The sequence below is a fragment of the Stenotrophomonas sp. SMYL89 genome, from assembly GCF_036319985.1.
Classification (GTDB): Bacteria; Pseudomonadota; Gammaproteobacteria; order Xanthomonadales; family Xanthomonadaceae; genus Stenotrophomonas; species Stenotrophomonas maltophilia_Q.
The window spans coordinates 116262-130735 of record NZ_JAWIRW010000001.1; the positions used below are offsets into that span (position 1 = coordinate 116262).

Below are 14474 nucleotides of genomic sequence, written 5' to 3' on the forward strand. Positions count from 1 at the left end.
TGACGATCGTCAGAGATCGCGGTACTGGATCTGCGCGGCCAGCACACGCAGTCCGTCGGCATTGCTGGACAGGATGCGCTCTTCGCCGACCCCCTTCTGCCGCTTCAACTGGAAGCCCTGGTGGGCAGGCAGCTGCGCGGCGATGCTGTCCATGCGCTGCAGGGCATCAGGTCCGCTGCAGTCGAAGTGGCCCCAGTAGGCGCCGTTGCGGTGGATCTGCAACCGGTAGTTCATCGCGGTATCTCCTGCAGGTCCTGCAGCCAGTGGTCGAACATCGCGGTAGCGGCTGCGGCCAGTGGTGCGCCATAGCGGCGTGCCTGCGCGCGCAGGTCGTTGGGGTCGATGCCGGCCTGGGCCAGCTCCAGCGTGTGGCCGATCAGCCAACGCTCGAACTGGCGGGCATCCAGTTCCGGATGGCATTGCAGGGCCAACGCGTGCTGACCGATAGCAAAGGCCTGGTGGCGGCAGGCCGGCGTGCTGGCCAGGCGGCGTGCATCGGCTGGAAGCTCGAACGCCTCGCCGTGCCAGTGCAGTACCGGAATGCCCTGCAGTGCCTGCAGCGGCGAGCGCTGGCCCTCATCGGTGAGCAGCAGGGGCGCGAAACCGATCTCCTTGCCGCCACTGGGGGCAACGCTGGCACCCAGCGCTCGCGCCATCAGCTGCGCGCCGAGGCAGATGCCCAGCGTGGGCCGCTGCTGCTGCAACCGCGCCTTCAACAGCGCGATGCTGTCGTTGAGGAACGGGTAAAGATCAACATCGTTGACGCTGATCGGCCCCCCCAGCACCACCAGCAGGTCAGCCGCTTCGGCCGGATCGAGTGCATCTACACCAGCCTGCAGCACCTGCAGTTGCCAGCCCTGCGCCAACAGCAGTGGCTGCAGGGTGCCGAGGTCTTCAAAGGCAACGTGTTGCAGGACAACCGCGTTCTTCATGCCGGGGCTCCGTTGTTCGGCCAGTAGAAGCTGTCCGGAGTGGCGCGGGCGCCGAAGATGGCCTGGCCGACGCGGACTACGGTGGCGCCTTCCTCGATGGCCACTTCGAAGTCCCCGGACATGCCCATCGACAGCTGCGACAGGTCGATGCCGGGTGGGGCGGTATGCTGCAGCTGGTCGCGCAGTTCACGCAGGCGCACGAAGCACGCGCGCACACGTTCGACTTCGGGAGTGAAGATGGCCAGGGTCATCAGGCCACGCACGCGTAGCCTGTCGAAGACTGGCAGCTGCTGCACGAAGGCCCCGACGGCATCGGGTTCCAGGCCGTACTTGCTGGGTTCGGCGGAGGTGTTGACCTGCACGAACACATCCAGCGTGCGGTCTTCCAGCTGCAGGCGCTGCTGCAGCGCCTCGGCTACGCGCAGGCTGTCCAGCGCCTGGAACTCGCTGGCAAAGCGCGCCACGTAGCGTGCCTTGTTGGTCTGCAGATGGCCGATCACCGACCAGTGCACGCCCAGGTCGGCCATTGTCTCGGCCTTGCGCTGTGCCTCCTGCACCTTGTTCTCGCCCAGTTCGTGGCAGCCGGCGGCCACCGCCATGCGGATGCGGGCGTCATCGACGGTCTTGCTGACTGGCAGCAGGCGCACGCTGGCCGGATCCCGGCCTACGCGGGCACAGGCATCGGCGATGCGTTGTCGCACCGTGACCAGGTTGGCGGCGATCTGTTCAACAGACTGGGCGACGGGCCAGTCGGCGGCGGCAAGGGGCATGCGGGCACCTCCAATGCAGGGCGGCCAGGGTGGGATACACTGGCACAGGACAAGAATTATTTTGGCATAGGACAAAATGAAAATCACCGGGCATAGCGCCGAGTCGATCTTCGACAGCATCCGCGATGGCATCGGCAAGGGCCGTCTGCCAGCCGGCAGCGTGCTGCCGCCGGTGCGCGATCTGGCCGATCAGCTGGGGGTCAATCGCAATACCGTGGCCGCCGCCTACAAGCGATTGGATGCGGCGGGCCTGGCCAGCACCGCAGGCCGGCGCGGCACGGTGGTGCGTGGCCTGCCGCCGACGCTGGCGCGCGAGGGCAGTGTGCCCGGGCTGGCCCTGCGTGACCTGGCCGGTGGCAATCCGGATCCGCGCCTGTTGCCCAGTCTGCGCCTGGCGCCGGCCGCGCCACGGCTGTATGGCGTGGGCACGGTCGATCCGCGGTTGCAGGCGCTGGCGCGGGCCTCGCTGGATGTGGACTGCCCCGAGGGCTATGCGCTGGAGCTGACCCATGGCGCGGTCGATGGCATCGAACGCCTGCTGGCGGCGTGGCTGCTGCCGGGCGATCGCATCGCGGTGGAAGATCCATGCTTCCTCGGCAGCCTCAATGTGCTCAATGCTGTGGGCCACGCGCCGTTGCCGGTGGCGGTGGATGAACACGGCATGCAGGTCGAATCGCTGCGGCAGGCACTGGAGAGCGGCGCACGTGCGGTGCTGTTGACCCCACGGGCGCACAATCCGACCGGTGCCAGCCTGGATGCGAAGCGGGCACGCGCATTGCGCCAGCTGCTGGCCGCCTATCCGCAGGTGGCGGTGTTGATCGACGATCACTACGCACTGCTCTCGCAGCAGGCCTATCACTCGGTGCTGCCGCTGGATGGCCGGCGCTGGGCGCTGCTGCGCTCGCTGTCCAAGCCGCTGGGCCCGGACCTGCGGCTGGCCTGGCTGGCCTGCGATGAAGAGACTGCGATGCGGCTGCGGTTGCGGTTGGCGTCCGGTATTGGCTGGGTCAGTCACCTGCTGCAGGATGCGGCGACGTCGGTACTGGCGTCGGCGTCGCAACGGGCGAAGATCGTCTCGGCGGGGAAGTGTTACCAGCAGCGGTTGCAGTCGCTGCAGGAACTGCTGCGGGCGCGTGGCGTGCCGACGCCACAGCCGATGGAAGGATTGAACCTGTGGCTGCCGCTGCAGGCTGACAGCCATCCGCAGGTGCTGGCGCTGGCTTCGCGCGGATGGCATGTGCGCGCGGGCGAAGTGTTCGCGGTGGCAGCACCGGGGCATGGCCTGCGCCTCACCTGCGCGGCGCTGGGGGCGGCGCAGCTGCGGCAGCTGGCCGATGATCTGGCGGCGGTGTGTGGGGTGTAGCGTCGAGCCATGCCCGACGTTGCTTCGCCTTTGTAGAGCCGAGCCATGCTCGGCTGCTGTTGATAGAAGCAGTCGAGCATGGCTCGACTCTACACAAGCAGGTCAGGGCGCGGCGTTCGCGCCCGGGCGCACGTAGTAGGACTGGCCACTGTCATCGACGAACATCAGCTCCGGCTTGCCCTGCCAGGACGTGAGCATGGCGCCGGTGTTGTTCTGGTGCTTGACCATCAGGCTGGCGCCACGGTCCGGGTTGGCGACGACCTTGAAGACTTCGGTGGTGCCGGTGGCATCGTCCAGAGTGAGCAGGGCTTCGCCGCCGCGGTCGCTGGTGCCATAACCGCCGCGCTCGGAACCGTCGGGCCCAAGCAGGATCAGGCCGGACAGCGCGGTGGCACGCGGGCCTTGGGTGCGGCCCTTGCTGAGGGGGTCCGGCACCGGCGCACCAAGGATCACCCGCGGCTGGCCGCCTGCGTCGCGGATGACGAGGCCGCGCGCTTCGATGATCCGCTCTGGCGATTGGCTGCGATGCAGGCTCCAGGCGGTCCAGCCGGAAACGAGCAGGGCAAGGGTCGAGACCACCAGGGTGGTCAGCAGCAGCGCACGGGGCATCGGGTCGTCCTTCCTTGGATGTGCCGACGATAGCGGATGCCAGCGGGAAAAGGCCAGTTCGTTGTGTGACGATGTGTATCGTCAGTGGAAATCGCGGCTGTGGCTGCGCAGTCCCTGCAGCAGCTCATCCAGGCAATGCATGCGCTGCACGATGACATGCTGCACGCCATCAACGCGTTCCAGGCGGCCATCGATCTGCATCAGCTGGGTGTCGACCAGCACCCGGTGCTGGCGGTCGGCCAGGTGGCGCCAGACCACCGCATTGACCATGCCGGTCTCGTCCTCGAGGGTCAGGAAGGTAACGCCACTGGCGGTCTGCGGGCGCTGGCGCATGCGTACCAGGCCGGCGATGCGCACGCGGCGGCCATGGCCGTGCCCCGCCAGTTGTGCGGCATCCAGGCAGCCACGGCTGCGCAGCTGCGTGCGCAGGAACGAGATCGGATGGCGGCCGAGGGTGGTGCCGGTGCTGCGGTAATCGGCCTGCATGTCGTCCCATGCGCTGGGCAGCGGCAACGGCACGCGGGCCTCGGCGGTGGCACGCGCCTGGTCGAACAAGGGCAACCGGTTCTCCACGCCGGAGATATCCCAGCGTGCGCGATGGCGATGGCCGCTGAGCCCACGCAGCGCACCGGCATCGGCCAGCAGGCCCTGGTGGCGGCGGTCCAGGGCGGTGCGCTGGCACAGGTCGCCGACGTCCTCGAACGGCCGCCGCGCGCGCTCGCGCATGATGGCCTGCACGGCCGCTTCGTTGCAGCCGTCGATCAGGCGCAGGCCGAGCCGGATCGACGCCGCGCCCTTGCTGAAATCCAGGGTGCAGTCCCAGTCGCTGTGGCGCACGTCCACCGGCAGCACGCGGATGCCATGGCGGCGTGCGTCCTGCAGCAGTTGATCGGGGCTGTAGAACCCCAACGGCTGGCTGTTGATCAGGCTGGCGGTGAACGCGGCCGGGTGGTGGCACTTCAGCCAACAGCTGGCATAGGTGAGCAGGGCGAAGCTGGCGGCGTGGCTTTCCGGGAAACCGTAATCGCCGAAGCCCTTGATCTGCTCGAACAGGTGCTCGCCATACTCGCGGCTGAAGCCGTTCTTCAGCATGCCGGACAGCAGCTTCTCGCGATGCGGTTCCAGCCCGCCACGGCGTTTCCAGGCCGCCATCGAGCGGCGCAGCGCATCGGCCTGGCCTGGTGTGTAATCGGCAGCCACCACCGCCAGCTGCATTACCTGTTCCTGGAACAGCGGCACGCCCAACGTGCGTGCGAACACGCGTTCCAGCCGTGATGGATAGAGCGGATTATCCGGATCGTTCAGCGCATCCGGGCCTTGCTCGCGCAGGATCCTTCGCCGCTCCAGATAGGGGTGCACCATGTCACCCTGGATCGGGCCGGGACGCACGATCGCCACTTCGATCACCAGGTCATAGAACTCGCGTGGCTGCAGGCGTGGCAACATGGCCATCTGCGCGCGCGACTCGATCTGGAATACGCCGATGGTGTCGGCGGCGCAGATCATGTCGTAGGTCGGACCGTCTTCATCGGGGATCGCATCCATGCGTCCTTCGTGCAGGCCGTGCTGCTTGAGCATCGCCAGGCACTTGCGGATGGCGGTGAGCATGCCCAGTGCCAGGCAGTCGACCTTCATCAGGCCGGTGGCATCCAGGTCGTCCTTGTCCCACTGGATGACGGTGCGATCGGCCATCGCCGCGTTCTCCACCGGTACCAGCGTCGACAGCGGATGTTCGGAGATCACGAAACCACCCGGGTGCTGCGACAGGTGGCGCGGGAAGTCGATCAGTTCGGCAGTCAGTGCCAGCAGTCGCCGCATCAGCGGTGTGTCCGGATCGAAGCCGCGCTCGCGCAGGGTCTCCGGCAGCGGTACATGACCGCCCCAATGGTCCATCGCCGCCCCCAGTTCGTTGACCTGGTCCATCGGCAGGCCGAGTGCGCGGGCGACGTCGCGGATCGCGCTGCGGCCACGGTAACTGATCGCCACTGCGGTCAGCGCAGCACGTTCGCGGCCATAGCGCTTGAACACGTACTGCAGCACCTCTTCGCGGCGCTCGTGCTCGAAGTCGATGTCGATATCCGGCGGCTCGTCGCGCTCGGCGGAGATGAAGCGTTCGAACAGCAGGTTGCTGCGCGCAGGATCGATCTCGGTCACGCCCAGCACGAAGCACACCGCCGAGTTGGCCGCCGAGCCACGCCCTTGGCAGAGGATGTCCTGGCTGCGGGCGAAGCGCACGATGTCATGCACGGTAAGGAAGTAGGAGGCGTAGTTTTTCTCCCGGATCAACGCCAGCTCATGTTCGATCTGCTTGCGCTGTGCGTCCTTGATGCCTTCTGGCCAACGCCAGGGAATCTTTTCTTCGACCAGCTCGCGCAGCCAGCTGTCCGGGTCATGCCCCTCCGGCACCAGTTCGCGCGGGTAGGTGTACTGCAGCTGCTCCAGGGTGAAGTGGCAGCGTTCTGCGATGCGCAGGGTCTCGGCCAGCAGTTCGGGCGGGTACAACTGGGCCAGTGCGCTGCGCGGGCGCAGGTGGCGCTCGCCGTTGGGAAACAGGCGCCAGCCGGCTTCGGCCACGCTGCAGCGATGGCGGATCGCGGTCAGCGTGTCCTGCAGGGCGCGGCGGCGTCGCACGTGCATGTGCACATCGCCACTGGCGACCAGCGGCAGGTGATGGCGTTCGCCGAAGGCCTGCAGCTGCTGCAGGCGGCGTGCGTCGTCGTGTTCGTGGTGCAGTTCCACCGCCAGCCACAGTCGATCATTGAAGCCGGCGCGCAGCAGTTCCAGATCGGTGGCGGCCGGTTGCCGGTCCAGCCACAGGCACAGCAGGCCGTCGGGCAGGCCGAGCAGGTCCTCGCGCAGGCAACGGTACTCGCCCTTGGCCGCGCGCCGCCGGCAGGTAGTGATCAACTGGCACAGCCCGGCATAGGCGGCCTGGTCGGTGCACAGCAGGGCCAGCTTGGGTCCGTCCTCGACCTGGAATTCGGCACCGACGATCAGCGCCACGCCATGCGCCTTCGCCGCCTGCCAGGCACGCACGATGCCGGCCAGCGAGCATTCGTCGGTGATCGCCAACGCGCGGTAGCCCTGGCCGGCGGCGCGCGCGAACAGCTCTTCGGCGATCGAAGCACCACGCTGGAAACTGAAGGCTGACAGGCAGTGCAGTTCGGCGTAGCCGGGCAGTTCGCTGTGCATGGCGGCTCAGCCGAACCAGCCGTGCAGCATCCACGGCGCATGCGGGTCATTGCGTGTGCGGAACGCCCAGCCGCGCTGGCCGTGTGCGGTTTCCACCACGTAGTAATCGCGGCGCGCGTCGGCCTGGTCCCACCAGCCCGATTCGATCCGCTCCGGCCCGGCGATGATGCGCAGGCGCGGATCACGCAGTGGTTGCGGGGTGTCCAGCAGCCAGCCTGGGCGCAGTGGCCAGTAAGCGGGCGGTTTGGTCGGGGGCTGGATACCACTGGCGCGTTCAGGGCGATGGTCGGCCTGTACCGCCAGCGGCTGCACGGCGTCATCGCCCAGCCGTGCGCGCAGGCGCTCACGCAGCTGGCTCCAGGGCATGGCCTGCGCCGGCCGGGTATCGAACAGGTCGCGTGCGGCGGGCACGAACGGCGGCAGCTGCTCGGCCTGCAGGCGCAGTGCGCGGCTGCCAGCGGGCAGGGCGAAGGCCTCCATGCGATTGCGCGCGATCTCGAACAGCAGTGTGGGATCGCGTTCGGGTGCCAGCAGGCCGATGGTCAGCACGCTGGCCGGCAGCAGGTCATGCTCGAAATGCAGGTCGAAGCGTTGCACGCCGCCATCGCGCGAGCACAGGAAGGCGGCCAGGTCCAGCAGCAGGCGACGCAGCGGGAACAACAGGGCCTGGCTGGATTCGATCTCGTATTCGAATTCGATGCGCGCATCGAACCGGTCCGGTGGCTGGTAGTAGCGCAGTGGCGCGGTGGGCAGCCCACGCAATGCATCCAGCTGCTGCAGTACCTCGGGGGCGAAGCGCCGGGCCAGGCTGTCGCGCGGCAGTTCGAGCACCGCACCCAGCGTGCGCAGTCCGGAGCGGCCCAGTACGGTCACCGCTTCGCTGGGCAGGCCGCAGCGCGGCAACGGCAGTTGTGCCAGCGCCGCCGGCAGCTGCTGCGCATCGATGCCGAGGCCATCGTGGACGTTGGCCAGCACGCGCGCGGCATGTGGGGTAGGTGCGGCCACCAGACGGTGACGGAAGCCAAGTTCGTGCAGTTCGTTGCGAAGCCGCTGCTGGATCGTCAGCCAGTCGCCGAACAGGGCGCGGCTGGCGCCGATCTCCAGCACCAGCGCATGCGGGAAATCGAGGCTGACCTGCGAGCTGTAAGCGTAGGCCCAGCTGGCCAGCAGCTGTCGGGTGTGCTGTTCGGCGTTGGGGTCGTAATCGTGCAGATGCAGGTCCTGCACCAGCACCTGCGCGGCCGACAGCAGCATGCCCGGGCGCAGCCCCGCTGCGCGGGCGGCCGGGCTGACCGCACGCAGCACGCGACGCTGTGCCGGCCCCTGCAGCAGCACCAGTGGCCGCTGCGGGTCCGGCTGCAGGCGCAGCACGCTGTCCAGCGCCAGCTGCGGCAACAACAGGCAGGCCCAGTGCATGGCGCGACCTCAGTGGACGATGGCCAGCGGCAACGGCTGCGCCGGCGGCAGACCGCCTCGGCACTTCAGCACCCGCACCTGGCCGTGGTCGAGCTGCAGGCGCAGGCTGGCCGGAGAGGGGTTGCGCGCCGCCTGCGCCTCGCGGAACACGAAGCCCAGGCACTGGCCGCTGTCGGCGGCCACCTGCAGGCGGCGCAGGGCGCGGTCGTCGGCCTGGTGTGGCCAGCACAGCACCGCCGCGCAGGCGGCAGAGCGCAGGCACTGCTCGGCGGCCCAGAGCGCTTGTTTCGGTGCGGCGTGGATGATCTGCAGCTGGGCCAGGTCCAGCCCGGCTGCCGCCCAGGCCGGGGCATGCGGGCGATAGGGCGGGGCGACCAGCACGATCGGGCGGTCGCGCTGGCTCAGCTTCGCCAGTGCGGGCCAGACCAGGGCCAGCTCGCCCACCCCGGGCGCGCCCTGCAGTACCTCGCACAGCCCGCTGGCCGGCCAGCCGCCGCCGGGCAGGCGCGCGTCCAGTGCCGGGTGGCCGCTGGCCAGGTGGTCGCTGGCCGGCCCCTGGCGGGCCGGGCCGCGCCACAGCTGGCGGCCGTCAAGCAGCCGGTCGAGGGCGACGACGGCACCCATCAGCCGGCCCTCCAGGGGAGGCGCCGGGCGGGCTGGAAACGGCAGGAACGGGCGGAGACGGCGGGCATGGCGCGAGTATCGACGGGCCGGTATCAGGGGCTGAGACCAGACATGCTACTCGCCTTGTGAGTAAAATTACTAATGAAATCGGAGGGTCCGGTTTCAGGTTGCTGAAGGGTAAAAAGGAGTGCCGACCAAGGTCGGCACCCACAGTTCCCGGTTACGGGCGCACTGGCAATGCCACCGGTCGCAGCGGTGCGGCATCGCCGCCGCGGATCTTCAGCGGGCCGCCGATGAAGGCGAACTCGTAGACCTTGTCGCGGGCCAGTTCGTCCAGCGCCACCAGCTCGATGATCGGCGCGCCCTGCTGGGCCAGCAGGTAGGTGTGCAGCGGCACGTAGTCGTCGGACACCTCCGAGGGGAAGGTCTCGAAGCTGAGGTTGTCGGCACCGACGATCATCGCGCCGCTGTCCTCGACCAGGAAGCGCGCCGCGTCCAGGCCCATGCCCGGCGGGTTGGCCATGTACGCCTTGGGCTGTTCGAACAGGCGCATGCGGCCGGTGCGGATCAGCACCACGTCGCCCTGCTGCAGTTTCACCTTCTGGCGTGCCAGCGCATCCTTCAGGTCCTGGCGGGTGACGCGGTAGCTGTCCGGCAGCATGTCCACGCCCTTGGCGGCGGCCACGTCGATCAGCACGCCCCGCGCGATCAGCGGCGGGAATTTCTCGATGCCGGTGACATTCCAGCCACGGTCGCCAAGATGCTTGTCGGCCTCGAAGCCGTTCCAGATCTTCCCGTGGATGCCGAAATGGTTCAGCGCATCGATGTGGGTACCGGTGTGGCTGTACATCGAGAACGCGGTGCCGGTGTAGCTGCGGGTGAGGTTCATGGTCTCGCCCACGCCCATCGGGTCGTCCATCACCGTGCCGCGCGGGGTGTGGGTCATCCAGAACTGGTAGTGCGGGTCGCCGGCATCCTGCCAGCTGGGCATGCCGACGTAGTACTCGGTGGCCAGGTCATAGGCCTTGCCGCCGCTGACCCGCGACAGGATCGCCGCGCGCGAGGCCTCGGTGATCAGGTTGAGGCGGCCGATCTCGTCCTTCGGCCCCCAGGGGCTGGTGCCGACCTGCTGGCCGGAGGGAACGCGTTCGTGCGCGGACACGGTGGTGGACGCGGCGGCGCCGGCCAGCAGCAGGGCCAGCGCGGTGGCCAGGATGCGTGGGGTCATGGGAAGTCTCCTTGCAGGGTGGGGGAGGGTGCGGCTCAGGCCGCGACCAGGGGCGCCAGGGCCTGGCGCAGGTGTGGCAGCGGCAGGGTCTGCAGGCGCAGGCCGTTGCCGCCGATCACGGTGGGTATGGAACGGATGCCAAGGGCAGCGGCTTCGGCACGATCGTCCTGCACACGCTGGCACACTGCGTCGCTATGCATGTGGTCAGCGAACGCGCCACGTGGGTGGCCCAGCGATTCGGCGATATCCAGCAGTACTTCGGCATCACCGATGTTGCGGTGCTGGTGCAGGTGCGCCCACTGCACGGCATCGAACATCGCGCCATGGGCGTTGTTGCCGCCCATCAATCCGGCGGCCTGGCAGGCCAGTGCGCCGAGCCAGCCGGAGGGATATTCGAAATCCTGTGCGCGCATGCCTTCGATATCGATGCGCGCGGTGTCTTCATGCGCGGCGCAGTCGGTCCAGTGGCGCAGGATGATCGCCTTGGCGCGCTCCATCGAGCCGAACACCTCCACCATCTGCGCGCGCGAGTCCTGCAGCACGAAGCTGCGGTGGCGCACCTGGATGCCGAGTTCGGCCGAGACCTGCTGCAGGCGCGGGGCCAACACGAAGCACCAGCCGCAGACCACGTCGTGGAAGAAATCGACCACCGGCACGGCGGTGGTGGGGGACGGAACGGAAGACATCTGCCTGCCATCGGTGAGAGGGGAGGCGGCAGAGTAGGCAGCGTGGCGTGGCTGAAACAGCGCGCCGCGGGCAGCTCAGTTTTCGCTGGCGGTTACGAATCCAGGCCGGCGCAGCCGGGCAGCTCGGCGTGCAGGAAATCGATGAAGGCACGCACCTTGGGCTGCAGGTGGCGCGAGGTGGGATAGACCGCATGCACGAAGCGCGGCGGATAGCGGTGGTCGGGCAGCACCTGCTGCAGTTCGCCACGGGCCAGCGCCGGTGCCGCCAGGAACGAGGGCAGCGCGCCGATGCCCATGCCGGCCACCAGCAGGTCGCGCAGCAGCAGGCTGTTGTTGACGGTCACGCGCGCTGGCAGGGTGATCGTCACCTGGCCATCCGGGCCGAGCAGCGGCCAGCTGCCGGGTGAGTCGGACAGGCTGTAGGCCAGCACGCTGTGGACCTGCAGATCGTCCACTGCCTGTGGTGCAGGGTGCTGCTGCAGGTAGGACGGCGCCGCGCACAGCACCTGCTGCAGCGAGGCCAGGCGGCGTGCCACCAGCCGTGAATCATCCAGCTCGGCACGCAGCCGCAGCGATACATCGAAACCCTCACCGACCGCGTCGAGCAGGCGGTCTTCCATCACCAGGTCCAGCGACAGCTGCGGATGCTGCTGCAGGAAGCGTGGCAGCAGCGGCGACAGCGTGCTCAGCGCGAACGACTGCGGCGCATTGACGCGCAGGCGTCCGGCCACCTCGCCACGCTGCTCGGCGATGCCGCGTTCCAATGCGTCCAATTCGTCGAGCAGGCGGCAGCATTCGCGGTAATAGGCGTGGCCGGTCTCGGTCAGGCTCATGCGCCGCGTGGTCCGCTGCAGCAGCACCACGCCCAGGTGGGTTTCCAGCGTGCGCAGCTGTTTGCTCAGCCCGGCAGGCGACATGCCCAGGTCTTCGGCGGCGCGGGCCAGCCCGCCGCGTTCGACGATGCGGCGGAAGGCACGCATCAGGTTGAAGGAATCCATGCCGGCCCCGGGCGCGATGAGGGCGCCATTGTAGAGCCGCGCCATGCGTGATGTGGGAAACGCGGCGCCGACCAAGGTCGGCGTCTACCCGGTGCGCGCGGGTTGCGCCGTTTGTTCAAGCCAGCACCCCATACGCGGCGCCAGCATGCAGGCCCCTCACTTTCCGGGTTGCCCATGAAGCACTGGATGCTCCGCCTGTATGCCCCGTTGTTCCTGCTGGGTTTCATTGCCGCTGCCGTCGTCTGGGTCGGCCACTGCCACGGTGACCCGCTGTGGTTGCTGGCCTTGCTGGCGGTCGCCATCGCGGTCTCGTTCGCCGCCGAGCGTGCCTGGCCGTACGACCCCGCGTTCAACCACGACCACGGCGACAGCCTGCGTGACACCCTGCATGCGCTGGTCAACGAAGGCCTGAACCTGCTGTCGATCGCCGCGGTGCCGTTGCTTGCGGCGATCATTCCGTGGCAGTTGTGGCCGGTGCAGTGGCCATTCGCGCTGCAGGTGCTGCTGACCATCGTCTGCGCTGATCTCGGCATCACCTTGGTGCACTACGCCAGCCATCGCATTGGCTGGTTGTGGCGGCTGCATGCGGTGCATCACAGCGTCACCCGCATGTATGGCTTCAACGGCCTGATGAAACACCCGCTGCACCAGGCGGCCGAAGCGGTGGGCGGCGTGCTGCCGCTGCTGCTGGTGGGCCTGCCGATGCCGGTGGCTGCGGTGCTGGCGTTCGCCATTGCCATCCAGCTGCTGCTGCAGCACTCCAACGTGGACATGCGCCCCGGCGTGCTGGGCCGGGTGATGGCCTGGGCGCCGCTGCACCGCTTCCACCACATGCGTTACGGCACCGCGGGCGACGTCAACTTCGGCCTGTTCCTGACCGCCTGGGATCACCTGCTGGGGACCGCCTTCGATGCGCCGGGCTATCGGCTGCGTCAGCACGACCTCGGCATCGGCAGCCAGCCGGACTATCCGCGCGATTACCCCGGGCAGCTGCTGGCGCCGTTCCGAGAACTGCCACATGGCGAGGTGCCGGAGCTGCCCGAAGGCCTGCGCAGGCGCGAATGATCGAACGTGTCAGGCCGCGTGAAGCTGCAGGCCCTGCAGCTGTGCGGCACCGATGCCGAACATGCGGCGCAGGCTGCGCGAGAGATGGGCCAGGTCGGCGAAGCCGGCGGCATGTGCACTGTCGGTCAGGCTGTGCCCCTGCAGGTGGTGCGCGAGCGCGGCACGCAAGCGTTGCCACAGCACCCAGCCGCGCAGGGTCACCGCCAGGTCAGACTGGAAACGCCGGTGCAGCTGGCTGGTCGACAGATGCGCCGCCTCGGCGATGTCGGCGGCCGGCACCGGGCCGGGCAGGTGCTGGGTGATACGGGCCAGCGCTGCCTGCACCCGCCGGTCCAATGGCTGCGCGCGGCTCAATCGCGGCAGCCAGTCCTGCAGTTCCATCGCAGTGTCGGGCAGCGCGTGCAGGTGCTGCTGGATCTGTTCGAGGTCGGCATGCGCCGGCTCAAGGAACACCGTGCAGCCCGCCTCCGGCGCCGACAGGATCGCGTGCGGCTGGAACGAAGGCAGCCACAGCCGCTGGCCCTGCTGGCGCACACCGTCGATTTCGACCCGCCAGGGAACATCCTCGCTCAACAGCAGCTGGTGGGCGTAGTGCGCATGTACATCGCTGTCACCGGCATGGCCCTGCAGCACGGCCACGTGAGCATCCAGCAGCAACGTGCCATTCCAGGGCAGGGCAGGGGAGGACATGGAGGGATTGTAGATCCACGCCATGCGTGGATGAATCTCCATCGAAATCGAATATTCCGAGAGTTGGACGAAGAGCAGCCGAGCATGGGCTCGGCTCTACAGCAGGCCGTGCGGGGAATTGTCGAAGGCGGGCCCATCCCGCCTACCCACAGGAGCCCGGCTGTTGCTTTGGCTTTGGCTGTCGCCTCTGCGGGTGCCGGGCGCCGCCCGGCCGAACCCTCACCGCCCCTGCGGATCCGGCCGGTGATGCACGTACTCGACCACCGTGCCATCGGGATGCACCGCGTTGAACGCCGCCCCGGTGGGTACCACCTGCAACGGGAAGATGATCTCGGCGCCAGCCGCGACCAGTTTGTCGTGATAGGGCCGGACGTCATCGACCAGCAGTGTCCCCGTGGTCGAAGTGAACGGTGCCAGCGCCGCCTCGCTGCCTTCGATCAGCAGGAACGCACCGACCATCGCCAGGCGCAGCCCGGCCTCCGGAAACGGGAACCCCGCATCGGCCACCACGCCCTGCAACTGCTCGTAGAAGGCCACGCTGCGCTCCAGCTCCCCCGGGGCCACGAACACCCGGATCAACACGCGCGGCGCGCGCTGGCTGGAGGTGTCACAGCGGTCGCGCCAGAGATGGTCGAAGTCGCGATGGACGGTCATGGGCTCGGTTCGTGGCCAGGGACCCTCATTATCGGCAGCCTCGCGCGGCGCGCTGATGACCGCCGGTGATGGCCTGATAACCGCTGGCCGGGTTGCCCCTGTGACTTAGGTCCTGTTGACAGGTGTGAACGCCCTCGCACAATCTTCACAGGATTGGGCCGCCCTGCGCGGCCTGGGCAGGCAGGTTGTCACGCCGGGAGGAGGGTCCCGCGCGCAGACCGGCCCGTCCATAGGCCTGCGGGACGTT

At 68.4% G+C, this 14474-nt stretch carries 14 protein-coding genes; 2 read left to right on the plus strand and 12 right to left on the minus strand.

Going from position 1 to position 14474, the window contains the following annotated elements; all coding sequences use genetic code 11:
- Positions 1-9: 9 nt before the first annotated feature.
- From V3B41_RS00600 to V3B41_RS00610, 3 genes are read right to left on the minus strand one after another with little or no spacing between them, the layout of a single operon-like run.
- Positions 10-234 carry a hypothetical protein gene (locus tag V3B41_RS00600; protein ID WP_049427144.1) on the minus strand — a complete coding sequence of 75 codons (225 nt, stop codon included), beginning with the start codon at positions 232-234 and terminating at the stop codon, positions 10-12.
- On the minus strand, positions 231-932 hold the full coding sequence (locus V3B41_RS00605) for a glutamine amidotransferase (protein ID WP_049427143.1): 702 nt from the start codon (positions 930-932) through the stop codon (positions 231-233). Before V3B41_RS00605 ends, V3B41_RS00600 begins: the two co-directional genes overlap by 4 nt.
- Complete coding sequence (locus V3B41_RS00610; protein ID WP_329859619.1) at positions 929-1702, minus strand: YggS family pyridoxal phosphate-dependent enzyme; 774 nt, start codon at positions 1700-1702, stop codon at positions 929-931. Before V3B41_RS00610 ends, V3B41_RS00605 begins: the two co-directional genes overlap by 4 nt.
- A 76-nt stretch (positions 1703-1778) precedes the next feature.
- Here V3B41_RS00610 and ptsJ point away from each other — a divergent pair, with 76 nt between their 5' ends.
- Positions 1779-3065 carry a transcriptional regulator PtsJ gene (gene ptsJ / locus V3B41_RS00615; protein WP_329859621.1) on the plus strand — a complete coding sequence of 429 codons (1287 nt, stop codon included), beginning with the start codon at positions 1779-1781 and terminating at the stop codon, positions 3063-3065.
- Between the two features lie 102 nt (positions 3066-3167).
- On the opposite strand, the gene V3B41_RS00620 is transcribed toward ptsJ, so the two are convergent.
- From V3B41_RS00620 to V3B41_RS00650, 7 genes are all read right to left on the minus strand, one after another.
- Complete coding sequence (locus V3B41_RS00620; protein WP_049427137.1) at positions 3168-3674, minus strand: hypothetical protein; 507 nt, start codon at positions 3672-3674, stop codon at positions 3168-3170.
- A gap of 81 nt (positions 3675-3755) precedes the next feature.
- Complete coding sequence (locus V3B41_RS00625) at positions 3756-6866, minus strand: error-prone DNA polymerase (RefSeq protein ID WP_100443819.1); 3111 nt, start codon at positions 6864-6866, stop codon at positions 3756-3758.
- Positions 6867-6872: 6 nt separating this feature from the next.
- Complete coding sequence (locus V3B41_RS00630) at positions 6873-8282, minus strand: DNA polymerase Y family protein (RefSeq protein ID WP_049429046.1); 1410 nt, start codon at positions 8280-8282, stop codon at positions 6873-6875.
- Positions 8283-8291: 9 nt separating this feature from the next.
- Positions 8292-8906: a translesion DNA synthesis-associated protein ImuA gene (imuA, locus tag V3B41_RS00635; RefSeq protein ID WP_049429045.1), complete on the minus strand. Its 615-nt coding sequence runs from the start codon at positions 8904-8906 to the stop codon at positions 8292-8294.
- A 220-nt stretch (positions 8907-9126) separates the two neighbouring features.
- Complete coding sequence (locus tag V3B41_RS00640) at positions 9127-10134, minus strand: cyclase family protein (protein ID WP_049429044.1); 1008 nt, start codon at positions 10132-10134, stop codon at positions 9127-9129.
- A 35-nt stretch (positions 10135-10169) separates the two neighbouring features.
- Complete coding sequence (locus V3B41_RS00645) at positions 10170-10820, minus strand: DsbA family protein (protein WP_049429043.1); 651 nt, start codon at positions 10818-10820, stop codon at positions 10170-10172.
- Between the two features lie 92 nt (positions 10821-10912).
- Complete coding sequence (locus V3B41_RS00650; protein WP_180849033.1) at positions 10913-11863, minus strand: LysR family transcriptional regulator; 951 nt, start codon at positions 11861-11863, stop codon at positions 10913-10915.
- 141 nt (positions 11864-12004) lie between these two features.
- Between V3B41_RS00650 and V3B41_RS00655 the strand changes: the two genes are divergently transcribed.
- Positions 12005-12883 carry a sterol desaturase family protein gene (locus V3B41_RS00655; RefSeq protein ID WP_238378689.1) on the plus strand — a complete coding sequence of 293 codons (879 nt, stop codon included), beginning with the start codon at positions 12005-12007 and terminating at the stop codon, positions 12881-12883.
- A gap of 9 nt (positions 12884-12892) precedes the next feature.
- Here V3B41_RS00655 and V3B41_RS00660 read toward each other — a convergent pair whose 3' ends face one another.
- Positions 12893-13597, minus strand: coding sequence for an AraC family transcriptional regulator (locus V3B41_RS00660; RefSeq protein WP_100443820.1), 705 nt, complete (start codon positions 13595-13597; stop codon positions 12893-12895).
- A gap of 195 nt (positions 13598-13792) precedes the next feature.
- Positions 13793-14227: a glyoxalase/bleomycin resistance/dioxygenase family protein gene (locus V3B41_RS00665; protein ID WP_049429041.1), complete on the minus strand. Its 435-nt coding sequence runs from the start codon at positions 14225-14227 to the stop codon at positions 13793-13795.
- Positions 14228-14474: the final 247 nt, after the last annotated feature.

Excerpts from the sequence above, each read along its gene's own strand:
- V3B41_RS00600 (WP_049427144.1), bottom strand. The coding sequence starts at position 234 with ATGAACTACCGGTTGCAGATCCACCGCAACGGCGCCTACTGGGGCCAC.
- V3B41_RS00605 (WP_049427143.1), bottom strand. The coding sequence starts at position 932 with ATGAAGAACGCGGTTGTCCTGCAACACGTTGCCTTTGAAGACCTCGGC.
- V3B41_RS00610 (WP_329859619.1), bottom strand. The coding sequence starts at position 1,702 with ATGCCCCTTGCCGCCGCCGACTGGCCCGTCGCCCAGTCTGTTGAACAG.
- ptsJ (WP_329859621.1), top strand. The coding sequence starts at position 1,779 with ATGAAAATCACCGGGCATAGCGCCGAGTCGATCTTCGACAGCATCCGC.
- V3B41_RS00620 (WP_049427137.1), bottom strand. The coding sequence starts at position 3,674 with ATGCCCCGTGCGCTGCTGCTGACCACCCTGGTGGTCTCGACCCTTGCC.
- V3B41_RS00625 (WP_100443819.1), bottom strand. The coding sequence starts at position 6,866 with ATGCACAGCGAACTGCCCGGCTACGCCGAACTGCACTGCCTGTCAGCC.
- V3B41_RS00630 (WP_049429046.1), bottom strand. The coding sequence starts at position 8,282 with ATGCACTGGGCCTGCCTGTTGTTGCCGCAGCTGGCGCTGGACAGCGTG.
- imuA (WP_049429045.1), bottom strand. The coding sequence starts at position 8,906 with ATGGGTGCCGTCGTCGCCCTCGACCGGCTGCTTGACGGCCGCCAGCTG.
- V3B41_RS00640 (WP_049429044.1), bottom strand. The coding sequence starts at position 10,134 with ATGACCCCACGCATCCTGGCCACCGCGCTGGCCCTGCTGCTGGCCGGC.
- V3B41_RS00645 (WP_049429043.1), bottom strand. The coding sequence starts at position 10,820 with ATGTCTTCCGTTCCGTCCCCCACCACCGCCGTGCCGGTGGTCGATTTC.
- V3B41_RS00650 (WP_180849033.1), bottom strand. The coding sequence starts at position 11,863 with ATGGCGCGGCTCTACAATGGCGCCCTCATCGCGCCCGGGGCCGGCATG.
- V3B41_RS00655 (WP_238378689.1), top strand. The coding sequence starts at position 12,005 with ATGCTCCGCCTGTATGCCCCGTTGTTCCTGCTGGGTTTCATTGCCGCT.
- V3B41_RS00660 (WP_100443820.1), bottom strand. The coding sequence starts at position 13,597 with ATGGCGTGGATCTACAATCCCTCCATGTCCTCCCCTGCCCTGCCCTGG.
- V3B41_RS00665 (WP_049429041.1), bottom strand. The coding sequence starts at position 14,227 with ATGACCGTCCATCGCGACTTCGACCATCTCTGGCGCGACCGCTGTGAC.